Here is a 14,968-nt window from a genome sequence, read left to right on the forward strand (position 1 = left end):
ACTATAAATTAGCTTTATTAATAAAAAACGCGCCGATGAGGCGCGTTTTAAGGCTTTAAAAAAGATTAAGCAACAGAATCTTTCAAACCCTTACCAGCTTTAAAACTAGGAACTTTACTTGCTTTAATTTCTAAAGCTGCACCAGTCTGTGGATTACGACCAGTGCGTGCTGCACGTTCTTTAACATTGAATGTGCCGAAACCAACAAGAGTAACGGTATCACCAGATTTAAGCGCTTCGGTAATGGAAGCAATTGTCGCGTCTAAGGCTTTACCTGCATCAGTCTTAGACAATCCCCCTTTCTCTGCAATTGCATCGATTAATTCTGATTTATTCATGAAGATTATGTCCTCTTAATATCGTTTATTTAAGGTCTAAGGATTCCATAACACCTTTATAGCAATGCTTTAGGGCAAAACGCAATACTTTAGATCGGCATTTCTATAAAATAAATATGAAAAAATTTGTTGAATAATGCATAAAAAGCAAAATTGTTTCATTTTTTTACAATTTGTTCTTTTAAAATTTTATTCTCTTCTACCAACATATCAACTTTGCTATGTAGCTGTAATATGAGATTTTCTAGATGCTGAATATCTTTCACTGTCACCAAACCAATTCGGTTTAAAGAGTGATGGACACTGTGATCAATCAACTTTTCAACCTTATCTTTTGTATCCGTAACAGACTCTTTTGCTTTTTCAGATACTTTTTCTACTGTCTGATCTGCGATTTCAGTCGTTTTGGATTCAAGCTCTTCGCCTACTTTTACCAAGGAGTCAAATAATTTATTTCCTTCTTCTTCTGCACGTGAAAAAGCACCTAAACCAGCCAACCAAATTTGTTGCGTATATTTACGAAAATCCAAACTAGACTTACGTCCAGATTGTAACTTATTCTTTGATTTATCAGAATTTTCTCTTACTGAATGATCCGCAGTTTGATCCTTTTCACGTTTATCCATGCCACATTTCTCCTATCATTCTAAATACCCTTTAATATATTTTATCCACAAAATGCACTCATAATAGCAAATTAAATACTTGATCGATTTGCTAAACTGTTCTACAAAGCAAGATATTGTTTATTTAGTTTAGTCCTGAGGACATGTTTCGAGCATCGGATGCTCTAGTTTAAGGTAAGGATTGGGTTTTATGAGTGAAACGCAACAAAATCAAAATCGACCGCATTTGTTGCTAACCATGGCTATGATTGTTCTTGAAACTATTTTCACTTTCATTTTAAAACATGATCGTGTTGCAAGCTTGCAAGCTAAAAAATTTATTGATGAAAACATTACTATTAAAATCAATAGTTATTTACCGTATTTTGATTTTTATGTTCAATTTACCGAGCAAGGTATCTTATTTGATACCAAAGAGCCTGATCACGCAGTCAACCTTGATATCCGCACCACACTTATGGATTTGATAAACATTTTTGTTTTTGCAAATCGTCGTAGTTTAAAAAAAATGCGAATCGATGGTGATATTACCTTAAAAGATGAATTTCGCGATCTCGCCTTACTTTTTAGCGTGCCGAAAGTTTTATCAGATTGGAAACAATGGTTAAGTGAACCTTCTGACGAACAAGATATTGTTAGTTCCAAAAAACGAATTGCGCCGCTTTTAGAAAAAATTGATCAACAGCGTTCAAGTATTAATCATCTACAAGTAGAAGTGAAGCAATATAAGAATCGTATTCGTAGAATTGAACAAAAGCAAAAAAGAATTAATAGCGGATTTATCGTCATTGTCGGAATTTTAATTGCGTTATTAGTGTATAATTTTTGGCTAGGATAAATAATTAATTTTTCATCATAAATAAAACTGTTTTGTGGCACATAAAAAAACTTGACTATTTTAGTCAGGATTCATAAAATCAACACATCTAGTCTTAACATGTGTATCGAATCATGCGCCTTACCACTCGCGGTCGTTACGCAGTGACTGCTCTACTTGATTTAGCTTTGCAGCCAACTGAACAAACGATTACGCTTGCAGAAATTGCAAACCGTCAAACTATTTCCGTTGCCTATCTTGAGCAGTTATTCGCAAAACTAAAGCGCCATGGTTTGGTTTCTAGTGTTCGAGGTGCTAATGGTGGATACCATTTAGCACGTAATGCAGAAAAAATCACTGTCTTAGAAATTATTGAAGCTGTAAACGAAACTGTCGATGCGACTCGTTGTGACCATAAAGGTAACTGCCAAAATGGTGCAATGTGCTTAACACATGATTTATGGCAAGAACTCTCCCATCACATTGCCGATTATTTAGCTAAAATTACTCTTGCTGATCTTGTAGCACGTGACAACGTACAAACTGTTGCAATCCGCCAAAATTCACCAAGTTTTGATTCAGCCCTTTTATCGGGTACAGGTATTTAACATGAAACGTCCGATTTATCTTGATTATGCAGCAACCACTCCTGTAGACCCTCAAGTTGCAGAACGTATGATGGAATGTTTAACATTCGACGGTACTTTCGGTAATCCAGCATCACGTTCTCATGCCTACGGTTGGCAAGCAGAAGAAAAAGTTGAATATGCACGTGAACAAGTTGCAAATTTAATAAAAGCTGATCCACGTGAAATCGTCTGGACTTCTGGTGCGACTGAATCTGATAACTTGGCGTTAAAAGGTATTGCTCAGTTTTATGGTTCTAAAGGTAAACACATTATTACCAGTAAAATTGAACATAAGGCAATTTTAGATACCTGTCGTGAGCTAGAAGAAGAAGGTTTTGAAATTACTTATATCGAACCTGAGCCAAAAACAGGTTTAGTCACCCCTGAAATGGTAAAAGCAGCCATTCGTCCAGATACCATTCTAGTTTCACTGATGATGGTAAACAATGAAATTGGTACAGTAACTGACGTTACTGCGATTGGTGAAATTACCCGTGCCAATAAAACGTATTTCCACGTCGATGCTGCTCAAGCCGCAGGAAAAGTTGAAATTGATCTTTCAACCATGAAAATTGATTTGATGAGTTTCTCAGCACATAAAATTTATGGTCCTAAAGGGATTGGCGCGTTGTTCGTTCGTCGTAGCCCACGTGTTCGTCTTAAAGGGCAAATGCATGGTGGTGGTCATGAACGTGGTATGCGTTCTGGTACACTTGCGACTCATCAAATTGTGGGTATGGGCGAAGCATTTGAGCTTGCAGGTAAAAACTTAGTATCTGAGCAAAAACGCATTCGTGTATTACGCGACAAACTCTGGAATGGTTTACAGGGTTTAGAACAAGTATTTTTAAATGGTCATGCTGAACAAAGTGTTGCAAATTACTTAAATGTAAGCTTCAACTTTGTTGAAGGTGAATCATTAATGATGGCATTGAAAGATGCAGCAGTTTCATCGGGTTCTGCATGTACTTCTGCAACACTTGAACCTTCATATGTACTTCGTGCATTAGGTTTATCTGATGAGTTGGCACATAGTTCAATTCGTTTCAGTTTTGGTAAATATACCACTGAGGCAGATATTGACCATGTTCTTGAAGTGACTATTGCTGCTGTAGAAAAATTACGTGATCTTTCTCCTCTTTGGGATATGTACAAAGATGGTGTAGATCTATCTACAGTCGAGTGGGCTGAACACTAATTAATTTATTCATGGCATCTTATAGAAATCTATTAAAGATGCCCCCATATTAAACCTTATCAGGCTGACCCCGAGGTTTGGAGACGCATCATGGCTTATAGTGAAAAAGTAATTGATCATTACGAAAATCCTCGTAATGTAGGTGTTTTGGATAAAAACGCTGAAAATGTTGGTACAGGTATGGTGGGTGCACCAGCGTGTGGCGATGTTATGCGCCTGCAAATTCAAGTAGATGATAACGGTGTGATTGAACAAGCACGTTTTAAAACTTATGGATGTGGCTCTGCAATCGCTTCAAGTTCATTGGTAACTGAGTGGTTAAAAGGTAAAACTTTAGACCAAGCACAAGCGATTAAAAACATTGATATCGCTACTGAACTCGCACTTCCTCCAGTAAAAGTACACTGTTCTGTACTTGCTGAAGATGCCATTAAAGCTGCTGTTGAAGATTATCGCAGCAAAAAAGCGAAAGCTTAATTATTTAAGTTTTGAATAAGGAACAATGGAGTTTTCATGATTCATTTAACTGAAAATGCTGCAACTCATATCAGCAATTACTTGAAAAATCGCGGTAAGGGTGAAGGCATTCGCGTTGGCGTGAAAACTTCAGGCTGTTCTGGTTTGGCTTATGTACTCGAATTTGTCGATGACATTGATACACATGATCAAACTTTTGAACAGTTTGGTGTTAAGGTTTTTGTTGATCCTAAAAGCAGTGTCTATTTGGAAGGTTTAGAAATGGACTATGTAAAAAATGGATTAAATGAAGGCTTCGAATTCAATAATCCCAATAAAAAGGGTGAATGCGGTTGTGGTGAATCTTTCACTGTCTAAACAACTCTCCTGACCTTTTTAAAGCCTTAAAACAGTGTGCCTACACTGTTTTAATTGCATTCATTTATGCACTTATTTTTATTGAACTTTGCGGATCACATCTCCCATGAATCATTTTGAGTTATTTAATCTTCCAGAAGTACTCGATATTGATTTAGCAGCTTTAAAAAATGAATTTTTAAAATTGCAGCAACAATATCATCCAGATAAAGCCGAGAATAAAGATCAAGCGTTGATTAAATCAAGCGAAATTAATCAGGCCTTTAAAATTTTATCTCAAGTTGATAGTCGTGCGGGATATCTGCTTTCATTAAAAAAACAAGATCACCTTCTCGATCAATCGATTAGTGATTTTGATTTTCTACAATCTGCCTTAGAAATTCGTGAGCAACTCGATGAAGCACATTCTGCCGATGACTTGGTTTCTCTAAAACAAGAAGTTCAACAGTGGATTGATAGCTTAGTTCGTGAATTTAAAATTGATTATGCTGAGGAAGATTGGACTGAAGCCCGTGATACAGTTCGAAAATTACGTTTCTTTCAAAAAGTTATGAGCGATATCGATAAAGCTGAAGATCGCTTTTTGGATGATGATACTTTTGATCTTGATGATGATTTTTAATTTATTTTTACTTTTAGACGTTCAAAGGATGTAACACTATGGCTCTCTTGCAAATTGCAGAACCTGGTCAATCAAGTGCGCCCCATGAACACCGTATTGCGATTGGTATCGATTTAGGAACCACTCACTCTTTAGTCGCTACGGTTTTATCTGGCAAAGCCAAAGTTCTTAATGATGATCAAGGTCGCGTGTTACTTCCATCTCTTGCACATTATGCGGAGCACACAGCTCTGTATGGAGATGATGCAAAAAGCTTTATTACCAGCGACCCTAAAAACACAATTATTTCTGTTAAACGTTTTATGGGACGCTCAAAAGCAGATATTAAGTTTCAACATCCGTATACACTGGTCGGTGAAGATCACCAAATGCCAGCCTTTGAAACCAATCAAGGACCTAAAACGCCTGTTGAAGTTTCGGCTGAAATATTAAAACAATTAAAAGATCGCGCTGAATCAAGTTTACAAAATCCGATTAATGGCGCGGTGATTACTGTTCCTGCTTATTTTGACGAAGCGCAACGCCAAGCCACTCGCGATGCTGCGCAATTGGCTGGTTTAAACGTATTGCGTTTATTGAATGAACCGACTGCTGCTGCGGTGGCTTATGGTTTAGATCAAACTGCAAATTTGGCTTCCGATCGCAATTACGTTATTTATGATTTGGGCGGTGGGACTTTTGACGTTTCTATTTTGCGTTTTACTCAAGGTGTTTTTGAAGTATTAGCCACTGGTGGACACACTGCACTTGGCGGTGATGATCTTGATCGATTAATCGTTAAATGGGCAAAAAAACAACTGAATATTGAAACGCTGAATGATTCAGAATATGCACATTTTATTGTTGCAGCGCGCAATGCCAAAGAATCTTTAACCGATGTAGAATCTGTCGATCTTCAAATCTTCAATCATGTTTTAAGTCTAGATCGAATCACATTCCAAGCTATTATCAAAGTTGCTTTGGACAAAACGATTAGTGTATGCAAACGTGTCATGCGCGATGCTAAACTTGAACTGAGCGATATTCAAAATGTAGTTCTGGTGGGTGGTTCAACTCGGTCTTATGCAGTACAACAAGCGGTACAAGACGTTTTTAATCAAGAACCTTTATGTACCATTAATCCAGATGAAGTGGTTGCAATTGGCGCAGCCATCACTGCAGATCAACTGATTGGTAATAACACAGAAGCTGCATTACTTCTTGATGTTACCCCACTCTCGCTCGGTTTAGAAACCATGGGCGGGTTGGTCGAACGTCTGATTTCACGTAATACTGCTATTCCCGTAGCACGTCGTCAAGAGTTTACCACCTATCAAGATGGTCAAACTGCTATGCTCATTCACATCGTACAAGGCGAACGTGATTTGGTGGAACATTGCCGTAGTTTAGGTCGTTTTGTCTTGCATGGCATTCCTCCAATGACTGCGGGTCAAGCACGTATTGAAGTGACATTTCAAGTAGATGCAGATGGTTTGCTTACCGTTTCTGCAAAAGAAACCACTTCTGGTGTACATGCACAGATTGATATCAAACCGTCTTATGGTTTATCGGATGCTGATACTGAGCGCCTATTGATTGAAGGTTTTAAATTTGCAGAAGAAGATAAAAATCTTCGCCATTTGCAAGAAACCAAAGTTGAAGCGCAACGTGAACTTGAAGCACTGACCCAAGCATTGAAAGTTGATTCAAGTATGCTCAGTGCAGAGCAACAAAATGCTTTAGCACAAGCCAAAGTAGAACTTGAACAACAATTATCAACAACCAATATTGAAACTATTGAACAAGCTGTGCATCAGCTTAAAATACACAGTGATGCTTTTGCAGCGGCTCGTATGAATCAACATATTGATTCTGCGCTCAAAGGTACTCAACTTGATGATTGGTCAAACTCACCCAAATAAATAGGTAGAAATTATGCCACGTATTAAAGTTCTTCCGCATGCGCAAATTTGCCCTAACGGTGCGGAGTTTGAAGTTGAACAAAATGCCAATCTTTGTGAAAGCTTATTGAAAAATGGTATTAAAATTGAGCATGCTTGCGATATGTCTGCTGCATGTACAACGTGTCACGTGGTGGTACGTAGAGGTTTTGATAGCCTAGATGAAATGAATGATGTTGAAGCCGATTTACTTGATCGTGCTTGGGGACTTGAACCTGATTCACGTCTTTCTTGTCAGGTTAAAATTGTAGAGCAAGATTTGGAAGTTGAGATTCCAAAATATACGATCAATCATGCTTCGGAAAATCATTAATTTTTTCACCGCATAAAAAACCACGCTTTCGCGTGGTTTTTTATGCTAAATACATATTTTAATTATGCTTTTTTATACTACTCATCATCATTTCTAGGTTTTTTTACTTCATCTTCTAAATTCAATTTTACAATACCCTGAGCATTGGTCATTTTTTGCTGTTTTTGAATTCTTTTGATCATTTTTTCTAAAACATTAATCAACTCTGGATATTCATAATTTTGAACTTCATCTAAGTTTAATAACAAATGAAAACCTTTATATTCATAATCAAACCAGCGCTGATAATCTAACTTCCGCGAACTGTATTTTTCCATCACTTGCCAAGTATTGACTGGTGCTTGAATGCCCTTAAGGGTAATCGGTGCTTTAGGTGCACATAAGTAATCATTTTTAATTAAGTTATAGGTCTCATCTGAAATCAAAATTTCATCGACTGCTGCGGCACTTTGCAAACGTGCTGCCAAATTTGCATCGCGCCCCACAATGGTATAGGCCATGCGATGTGCTGCACCATAATTTCCAACGTGACAATATCCCGTACTGATTCCCATCCGGATATGTAAAGCCGGATAACCCATTTTAATCCAACGCTCTCTTAATAGTTTCATTTGTTGACGCATCTCAATGGCCATATCTAGACAAGTTTTTGCATCTTGTTCTACACCCTGAGAAATTGGATCACCAAAAAAAATGAGAATTGCATCGCCCATAAATTTGTCGACTGTTGCTTCATGATGTTTCGCAATTTCAGTCATATGGCTTAAATAGTCATTGAGTAAAAAAGCTAAATCATCGGGAATCAAAGTTTCAGAAAGCTCAGTAAAACCTTGAATATCTGAAAAAAAGATGGTCATCTTTTTACGTTTATACTCTATTTTAGCTGCAGACTCACCTTTCATAATAGAATGCCACAATTGCATAGGCGCATAACGGCTAAGCTGATTGGCAAATTCCATATAGCGATTCATTTGCTCAAAATAGTAAGTTTTACGGTCATTGATATGCTGCACTTGACTACGTTGGTAAAAACTACCCACACCAAAATAAGTAATTAAACAAATAAAACCAAGAACGGTTAATTCACCTGTAGTTTGCTCAAAATAATCACCAAACCCAAAAATAAAGATATTGCATAAATAAAAAATTGCACAACCTAACAGGCTAGCCAATGAGATCAGCATAAATGAAATTTTAATATTAAAAGCAGTGTATAAAAGAGCAAAGAATAAGAGCAGGGTCAGAACAAGATTTAAATGGATTGCAGATAAAATGATTGCAATGACAACAATATCAAGAATAAACAAGACATTATTTTGTGTCTTTAAATTAAAACGGTATGACAACCAATTGGATAATTTAGGTGTAATTAATAAAATAAACAGCAGGAAAATAGGAACATAGATCTGATAGTGAGTGTCAGATGATGTGTAATGATAGACGAGGATAATCAAAGACAACATGATATATCCCATCAAGCGATGAAAATATTCAAATTGTTTTGGTTCTTTTCTTATCCAATCGTCCAATGACACTTAACTGCTCCCAACCAGAGGATTTACATTTTATTCTTTTAATCTGGTTTAATGACTGGATCAGTCCATTCGCCAATCAAATGGCATATCACCTTGACCACGTAAAGCCAACATTAAAGTTTGACGCATATGCGCAAGGACTTCATTGCTATAAGGAACGGCTGGTGTTCCCCAAACAGGTTTTGGCCATGCAATATCATTCTGATAACGTACAACATGATGAAAATGTAATTGTGGGACTACATTTCCCAAAGCTGCAACATTCATTTTATCAGCACGGAATACACGCGCGAGCTGGCTTGATAACCAACTTGATTCACGCAAGAATTGTTCTTGGTCCGCCTGACTCAGCTCATATAATTCTGTAATTCCCGGTACACGCGGAATCAAGATCAGCCATGGAAATTGCATATCATTCATTAAACGACATGTTGACAGTGGAAAGTCGCCTATGAAAAAAGTATCTTGAGCAAGTTGTGGGTGCAAACTAAACATATCTTTATAAATGATGCAAAATTAAAATGATGGCTAATACTACCACATACAATGAAGTGTGAATATTCTATGCAATGCGTTTCATTACAAATAAATTACGATTTTCTTTAAACCCTTTAAGCGCTCTAAATATATTAAATTTCTTCAAAAATCAAATATATGTTAGAGATCAGGTTTATTTCTTTCTAGCCTCCAGATAGGCACGCTTATTTTTCAGTGCCTGCCTATTTTCATCCATGAATTTCTTGCAATAAATTACTCAATACATCTGAAATAAATTGAATTCTTTTTTGATGATCTTCTAGCATGACCATGATTTTTAAGCGCTGCCCTCCTTCCATACGGAAAAAAGTGGGGTGTTTTTGCATCATTTGAATAATACTGATTGCTTGTACAGGTGTATCTGGAGAAAATTCAATATGGCCACCTTTTGACCCAATATCCACCTTGGTAATACCCAATTGTTCAGCTTTTAGACGCATCTGATGCACAGCAAATAATTGTTTCACAGGTTGCGGAGGCACACCAAAACGATCTATCAGTTCCATTCGAATATTGTCCAGTTTTTCTTGGCTATCTGTATTACTAATTCGTTTGTAGAACATCAGTCTTTGATGTACATCTCCCAAATAATCATCTGGAATTAATGCGGGCATATGTAAGTTAATTTCAGCGGTTAGAGATAATGGCGCATCGAAATTTGGCGTTTTGCCCTTTTGAATTGCTTTGGTCGCCTTTTCAAGCATTTCCATGTACAAGCTATAACCAATTGCTTGCATAGAACCACTTTGCTGCTCTCCTAATAACTCACCAGCTCCCCGAATTTCGAGATCTTCAATTGCGAGCATAAACCCTGCACCTAAATTTGAGGCACGTTGAATGGCATCAAGACGTTTTTCTGCATCCCCTTTTAGGCTCTTTAGCGAAGGCACGAGTAAATACGCATACGCTTGATGATGTGAACGTCCAACGCGACCACGTAATTGATGTAACTGAGCAAGTCCCAGTTTATCAGCTCGTTCAATCACAATGGTATTGGCATTGGGAACATCAATTCCTGTTTCAATAATGGTTGAACACACCAAGACATTATATTCTTTGTGATAGAACTGCTGCATGACCTGCTCAAGTTCACGTTCGCGCATTTGTCCATGTGCCACAGCCACACGTGCTTCTGGCACCAATTCACGTAAACTTTCAGCAGTACGTTCAATGCTATCCACTTCATTATGTAAAAAATATACCTGACCGCCACGAAGCAACTCACGCAGAATCGCTTCTTTCACCGAATCGCCAGTATGTTCTTGTACGAAAGTTTTAACGGCTAAACGACGGGCAGGTGGCGTAGCAATAATCGATAAATCACGCATTCCACTAAATGCCATATTTAAAGTCCGTGGAATAGGTGTGGCTGTTAAAGTCAACATATCGACATCCGCACGCATGGCTTTGATCCGCTCTTTATCTCGCACACCAAAGCGATGTTCTTCATCGACAATCATCAATCCCAAGTTTTTAAATTGGATACTTTGTTGCAAAATTTTGTGGGTTCCTATCACAATGTCTACCTTACCTGCGGCTAAGTCTTCGGTGGTTTTAACATGTGATTTATTTGAACCAAAACGGGAAAGTACTTCAATTCGAATCGGCCAGTCAGCAAAACGATCCTTAAAGGATTCATAATGTTGTTGTGCTAACAATGTCGTAGGTACTAAAACTGCGACTTGTTTATTGTTCTGGACAGCTAAAAATGCCGCACGCATAGCCACTTCTGTTTTACCAAAACCGACATCACCACACACCAAGCGATCCATCGGTTTTGCCAGTTGCATATCATGTAAAGTCGCTTCAATCGCATTGGCTTGATCAAGAGTTTCTTCATAAGCAAAACCACTGGCAAATTGCATATAAGGACTTTGCTCAAGCTCAAAGCTAAATCCAGGTCTAGCTTGGCGGCGTGCCTGTATATGCAAAAGTTCAGCAGCAACATCATGAATTTGTTCTAACGCTTTACGCTTGGCTTTACTCCATGCATCTGTACCTAATTTATGTAATGGAGCTAAATCAGGATCACCCCCACTATAGCGACTAATCAAATGTAAGTTGGTGACAGGCACATACACTTTCGCAGCATCGGCATAATCGAGCTGTAGAAACTCATAATCTTGATCATCAATACTTAAGGTGACCAAGCCTGCATAACGCCCTACCCCATAATCAATATGTACCACAGGTGCACCGATACTCAGTTCCGTTAAACTGCGAATCAGAAACTCTTCAGATACTTCTTGCTGACGCTTGCGACGGCGCTGTACAACGCGATGCTCATATAACTGATTTTCAGAAATAACGGTCAATTGATCAGGAATGACTAAACCACGGTCAAGTGGCGCACTGGTGATTGCAATTGCGTATAGGGATTTTCTAAAGTCAGCAAAATTATCAATATTGGGAATATCGCCTAAAGCTGCTCGCAATGCATCTTTTAACGTTTCACGGCGACCAGCACTCTCCGCGACCAATAATACGGGATGACTTGCAGCATCAATATATTTTTTAACGGCTGAAAAGGGTTGCTCTTGTTTGGGGTCAACAGGTAAGCGCGGTGGTAATTCAGTTTTAAAATTTAAAACACCTGTTTTCTCTATAAACTCCTCTGCAGAAGCAATAATTCGAGCAAATTGATTCAGTTGTTCTAAAACTTGATTCGGCGGCAGAAAAATCTGTTCAGGTGATAAAATTGGATGATCAACATTATATCGACGGTCTTCATAACGACGAATAACATCTTTCCAAAAACTGGCTAAAGTGTCATCTAAATACTTGTCTGTTATGACAATACTATTCTTGGGTAAATAAGCCATAAGCATGCTTTGATTCAGCATAGCCTCTTTACTAAAAAATAAAGGAAAATAAAACTCAAGACCTGGGGATGCAATCCCTTCTAATACATCTTGATATACTGGATTTTTTTTTGGATTTGCATTTGGAAAACTTTCTGCGTAACGATCTCTAAAAATTGAACGCCCTTCTTTGAGGGGAAATTCCTTTGCTGGTAATACGGCAAACTGCTGCAAGTTTTGCGTGGTTCTTTGGGTTTCTGGATCAAAAAATTTTAAGCTTTCTATCTCATCATCAAACAAATCTATACGAATTGGTGCGTTTTGCCCGGACGCATAAATATCCATAATACTGCCACGAACAGCAAATTCGCCATGATCATATACTGTATCCACCAAATGATAGCCTGCTTGAATCAAGCGCATCTTTTGCTGCTCTAATTTAAACTTTTGACCGACCTGAATATCAAAATGCTCACCCAATATCCATGAGGTGGGCGCTACACGCTGTACCAAAGTCGAAGCTGAAAGGAGGAGTACCCCGCTTTGCGGCATATTGGATAAAATGGATAGTCGTTCAGAGACAATATCTTGATGAGGCGACAAACGATCGTAAGGCAAAATTTCCCAATCTGGGAAAATGGTCGGTTTTATGCCATAAAACTCTAATTCACTTTCCAACTGTCCCAAATGTTGATTATTTGTGGCGACTAAAATAAACAATTGCTTGGTTTGACTCGCCATTTCTTTAAACAATAAAGACGCAGATGAGCCTTGTAAATTACCGACCCAGCGTTTTTCGCCTGCTTTAAGTTGCTGCAAATTTAATTGAGAAATTTCTTGTTGGAACATGTATATAGCTTTTGGTCTAAATGACATAGGCAATATATTAGCATGGGTTATTTAGCGTTTGAGTTATTTTTATTGGTGCAATTTTTACACTAAATTTTATCTGTGACTCCATATTAAAAGAGAATGAATCCATTATTTATCACGCAAAAAATGGCGATAGTAGTCATTTAATTTTTTGATGGCATGCTTCATCTGCAACAAATTTTCTTGATTGTTACCTAAATGCCTGACAAAACGCTGATTCGCAATTTCTAAATCAATTTTTTCATTGATAATCATGGCGCTGAAATACAATGCTTTTAAATCATTAAATGTGCTTAATTTTCGGTTAGAAAAATACATTAAACGTTCTGACCATTGATTGATTTCTATTCCATCTACAATATAGCCTTGCTCTGGATCAAATTGAATATTGTTTTCTTGCAAAAATATTTGCTCAGCTGAAGGTTTCTTTTTAAAAAAATCAGCAAGTGTATTGAACATGATGAATTTATCTATTGAACAATTTCCACTATGTTAACGCTATCTCTCAATTTAAACGACTTATTTATACCTGCTTATTTCAGAGTCCATTCTCATTTTTTAAATAAGATTACTACGATGCTGCACGCATATTTAAACTTTGTACTAGCTCAACACGAAGCGAATAAATCTATCATTAAACACATTTAAAAGTATGTTATTTTTAGGTGTGGTGACATTTCTACTGCTTAATCTGGAATAAGTTTAGTCATCTGATTCAAACTTTGTTACCATTCCTGTTTTCAATGTGTTCATAATTTTTACTGCATATGACTTCCCCTTATCAGTTACAGCTTGATGCCAAAATTGCCCGTATTTCTGCTCAATTTGCCGAGTTCAATCCTCCATCTTTAGAAGTGTTTCAGTCGCCTGAACAAAACTTTCGGATGCGCGCAGAATTTCGTATTTGGCATACAGATGATGATATGTTTTATGCCATGTTCGAACGCAGTGAAGATCAGCAAAAACAAGTGATTCGGATTGATGAATTTCCTATTGCGGATACTCGCATTAATCAATTGATGCCCGTTTTACTACAAGAATTAAAAAGTAATCCTGTTTTATCTCAACGCTTATTTGAAGTGCATTTTTTAGCAACACTCAAAGGTGAAATGTTGGTATCGATGATTTATCGTTGCCCTCTCACTGCTGAATGGGAAACATTGTCTAAACAACTGGCAGAAAAACTAAATATTAAATTGATTGGCCGCAGTCGTGGTCAAAAAGTCGTTTTAAGTGATGAATTTGTCATTGAAGAATTGAAGGTATTTGATCGCACCTATAAATACAAACAAATTGAAAGTAGCTTTACTCAACCGAACGCACAAGTGTGTAAAAAAATGCTCGAATGGGCATGTCATGCAGCCAAACAGTCAGATAAAGACTTATTAGAATTATATTGTGGCAATGGTAACTTTACATTACCCCTATCCACCAAATTTAATCGTGTACTTGCCACCGAATTGGCTAAGTCATCGGTATATGCTGCGCAGTGGAATATCGAACAAAATCACATTGATAATATTCAAGTCGCACGCCTATCAGCAGAAGATTTTACCCAAGCTTATAATGGCGAACGTGAATTCCGCCGTTTACAAGAAGCCGAAATTGATATTTCCAGTTATGATTTTGACACGGTATTTGTTGATCCTCCGCGTGCTGGAATTGATGATGAAACTTTGAAATTAATTCAACGCTTTGAACGTATTATCTATATCTCTTGTAATCCTGATAGCTTACAAGACAATTTAAATACTTTAACGCATACCCATAAAATCACTCAATTTGCAATGTTTGACCAATTCCCTTATACCCATCACGTTGAATGTGGCGTATTACTGGAAAAGATTTAAACAATTTATTTCATTGTTCAGCTTTAAACACTTTTAGAATTCTGAATAAAATTTT

Annotated in this window: 15 protein-coding genes; 9 read left to right on the forward strand and 6 right to left on the reverse strand. The window is 37.4% G+C overall.

All coding sequences use genetic code 11. The features are described from left to right. Window positions 1-65: 65 nt before the first annotated feature. Both H0S58_RS07970 and H0S58_RS07975 read right to left on the reverse strand, forming a co-directional pair. Window positions 66-338 carry an HU family DNA-binding protein gene (locus H0S58_RS07970; protein ID WP_004651791.1) on the reverse strand — a complete coding sequence of 91 codons (273 nt, stop codon included), beginning with the start codon at window positions 336-338 and terminating at the stop codon, window positions 66-68. A gap of 158 nt (window positions 339-496) precedes the next feature. Continuing rightward, a complete protein-coding gene (locus H0S58_RS07975) occupies window positions 497-964 on the reverse strand; it encodes a phasin family protein (protein ID WP_092720786.1) in 468 nt (155 codons plus the stop codon). A 190-nt stretch (window positions 965-1,154) separates the two neighbouring features. Between H0S58_RS07975 and H0S58_RS07980 the strand changes: the two genes are divergently transcribed. The 8 genes from H0S58_RS07980 (at window position 1,155) to fdx (ending at window position 7,317) form a co-directional block, all read left to right on the forward strand. Next, window positions 1,155-1,802 (forward strand): hypothetical protein, encoded by a 648-nt coding sequence (locus tag H0S58_RS07980; RefSeq protein ID WP_195726230.1) that lies wholly within the window; start codon window positions 1,155-1,157, stop codon window positions 1,800-1,802. Between the two features lie 113 nt (window positions 1,803-1,915). After that, window positions 1,916-2,389, forward strand: coding sequence for an Rrf2 family transcriptional regulator (locus H0S58_RS07985; protein WP_053580165.1), 474 nt, complete (start codon window positions 1,916-1,918; stop codon window positions 2,387-2,389). Between the two features lies 1 nt (window position 2,390). Next, a complete protein-coding gene (locus tag H0S58_RS07990; RefSeq protein WP_092720788.1) occupies window positions 2,391-3,608 on the forward strand; it encodes an IscS subfamily cysteine desulfurase in 1,218 nt (405 codons plus the stop codon). 90 nt (window positions 3,609-3,698) lie between these two features. Continuing rightward, a complete protein-coding gene (gene iscU, locus H0S58_RS07995) occupies window positions 3,699-4,085 on the forward strand; it encodes a Fe-S cluster assembly scaffold IscU (RefSeq protein ID WP_004651785.1) in 387 nt (128 codons plus the stop codon). A gap of 36 nt (window positions 4,086-4,121) precedes the next feature. Beyond that, window positions 4,122-4,442, forward strand: a complete 321-nt coding sequence (gene iscA, locus H0S58_RS08000; protein WP_053580163.1) for an iron-sulfur cluster assembly protein IscA — start codon at window positions 4,122-4,124, stop codon at window positions 4,440-4,442. 106 nt (window positions 4,443-4,548) lie between these two features. Next, window positions 4,549-5,064, forward strand: coding sequence for a Fe-S protein assembly co-chaperone HscB (hscB, locus tag H0S58_RS08005; RefSeq protein WP_195726231.1), 516 nt, complete (start codon window positions 4,549-4,551; stop codon window positions 5,062-5,064). Between the two features lie 38 nt (window positions 5,065-5,102). Then, a complete protein-coding gene (hscA, locus tag H0S58_RS08010) occupies window positions 5,103-6,965 on the forward strand; it encodes a Fe-S protein assembly chaperone HscA (RefSeq protein ID WP_195726232.1) in 1,863 nt (620 codons plus the stop codon). A 13-nt stretch (window positions 6,966-6,978) separates the two neighbouring features. After that, window positions 6,979-7,317 carry an ISC system 2Fe-2S type ferredoxin gene (gene fdx / locus H0S58_RS08015; protein ID WP_092720791.1) on the forward strand — a complete coding sequence of 113 codons (339 nt, stop codon included), beginning with the start codon at window positions 6,979-6,981 and terminating at the stop codon, window positions 7,315-7,317. 77 nt (window positions 7,318-7,394) lie between these two features. Here fdx and H0S58_RS08020 read toward each other — a convergent pair whose 3' ends face one another. From H0S58_RS08020 to H0S58_RS08035, 4 genes are all read right to left on the reverse strand, one after another. Further along, window positions 7,395-8,852 (reverse strand): adenylate/guanylate cyclase domain-containing protein, encoded by a 1,458-nt coding sequence (locus tag H0S58_RS08020; protein WP_053580159.1) that lies wholly within the window; start codon window positions 8,850-8,852, stop codon window positions 7,395-7,397. Window positions 8,853-8,912: 60 nt separating this feature from the next. Further along, window positions 8,913-9,347, reverse strand: a complete 435-nt coding sequence (locus H0S58_RS08025; protein WP_053580158.1) for an HIT domain-containing protein — start codon at window positions 9,345-9,347, stop codon at window positions 8,913-8,915. A gap of 230 nt (window positions 9,348-9,577) precedes the next feature. Next, window positions 9,578-13,039 carry a transcription-repair coupling factor gene (gene mfd, locus H0S58_RS08030; RefSeq protein WP_195726233.1) on the reverse strand — a complete coding sequence of 1,154 codons (3,462 nt, stop codon included), beginning with the start codon at window positions 13,037-13,039 and terminating at the stop codon, window positions 9,578-9,580. 132 nt (window positions 13,040-13,171) lie between these two features. Beyond that, a complete protein-coding gene (locus tag H0S58_RS08035; protein WP_195726234.1) occupies window positions 13,172-13,522 on the reverse strand; it encodes a hypothetical protein in 351 nt (116 codons plus the stop codon). A gap of 308 nt (window positions 13,523-13,830) precedes the next feature. On the opposite strand from H0S58_RS08035, the gene trmA reads away from it, so the two are divergent. Continuing rightward, window positions 13,831-14,913: a tRNA (uridine(54)-C5)-methyltransferase TrmA gene (gene trmA, locus H0S58_RS08040; RefSeq protein ID WP_195726235.1), complete on the forward strand. Its 1,083-nt coding sequence runs from the start codon at window positions 13,831-13,833 to the stop codon at window positions 14,911-14,913. The last annotated feature ends 55 nt before the right edge of the window (window positions 14,914-14,968 follow it).

This window comes from Acinetobacter sp. TTH0-4, assembly GCF_015602665.1.
Classification (GTDB): Bacteria; Pseudomonadota; Gammaproteobacteria; order Pseudomonadales; family Moraxellaceae; genus Acinetobacter; species Acinetobacter albensis.

Excerpts from the sequence above, each read along its gene's own strand:
- hscA (WP_195726232.1), top strand. The coding sequence starts at position 5,103 with ATGGCTCTCTTGCAAATTGCAGAACCTGGTCAATCAAGTGCGCCCCAT.
- iscU (WP_004651785.1), top strand. The coding sequence starts at position 3,699 with ATGGCTTATAGTGAAAAAGTAATTGATCATTACGAAAATCCTCGTAAT.
- H0S58_RS07975 (WP_092720786.1), bottom strand. The coding sequence starts at position 964 with ATGGATAAACGTGAAAAGGATCAAACTGCGGATCATTCAGTAAGAGAA.
- H0S58_RS08035 (WP_195726234.1), bottom strand. The coding sequence starts at position 13,522 with ATGTTCAATACACTTGCTGATTTTTTTAAAAAGAAACCTTCAGCTGAG.
- H0S58_RS07970 (WP_004651791.1), bottom strand. The coding sequence starts at position 338 with ATGAATAAATCAGAATTAATCGATGCAATTGCAGAGAAAGGGGGATTG.
- fdx (WP_092720791.1), top strand. The coding sequence starts at position 6,979 with ATGCCACGTATTAAAGTTCTTCCGCATGCGCAAATTTGCCCTAACGGT.
- H0S58_RS07990 (WP_092720788.1), top strand. The coding sequence starts at position 2,391 with ATGAAACGTCCGATTTATCTTGATTATGCAGCAACCACTCCTGTAGAC.
- H0S58_RS07980 (WP_195726230.1), top strand. The coding sequence starts at position 1,155 with ATGAGTGAAACGCAACAAAATCAAAATCGACCGCATTTGTTGCTAACC.
- iscA (WP_053580163.1), top strand. The coding sequence starts at position 4,122 with ATGATTCATTTAACTGAAAATGCTGCAACTCATATCAGCAATTACTTG.
- H0S58_RS08025 (WP_053580158.1), bottom strand. The coding sequence starts at position 9,347 with ATGTTTAGTTTGCACCCACAACTTGCTCAAGATACTTTTTTCATAGGC.
- mfd (WP_195726233.1), bottom strand. The coding sequence starts at position 13,039 with ATGTTCCAACAAGAAATTTCTCAATTAAATTTGCAGCAACTTAAAGCA.
- H0S58_RS07985 (WP_053580165.1), top strand. The coding sequence starts at position 1,916 with ATGCGCCTTACCACTCGCGGTCGTTACGCAGTGACTGCTCTACTTGAT.
- hscB (WP_195726231.1), top strand. The coding sequence starts at position 4,549 with ATGAATCATTTTGAGTTATTTAATCTTCCAGAAGTACTCGATATTGAT.
- trmA (WP_195726235.1), top strand. The coding sequence starts at position 13,831 with ATGACTTCCCCTTATCAGTTACAGCTTGATGCCAAAATTGCCCGTATT.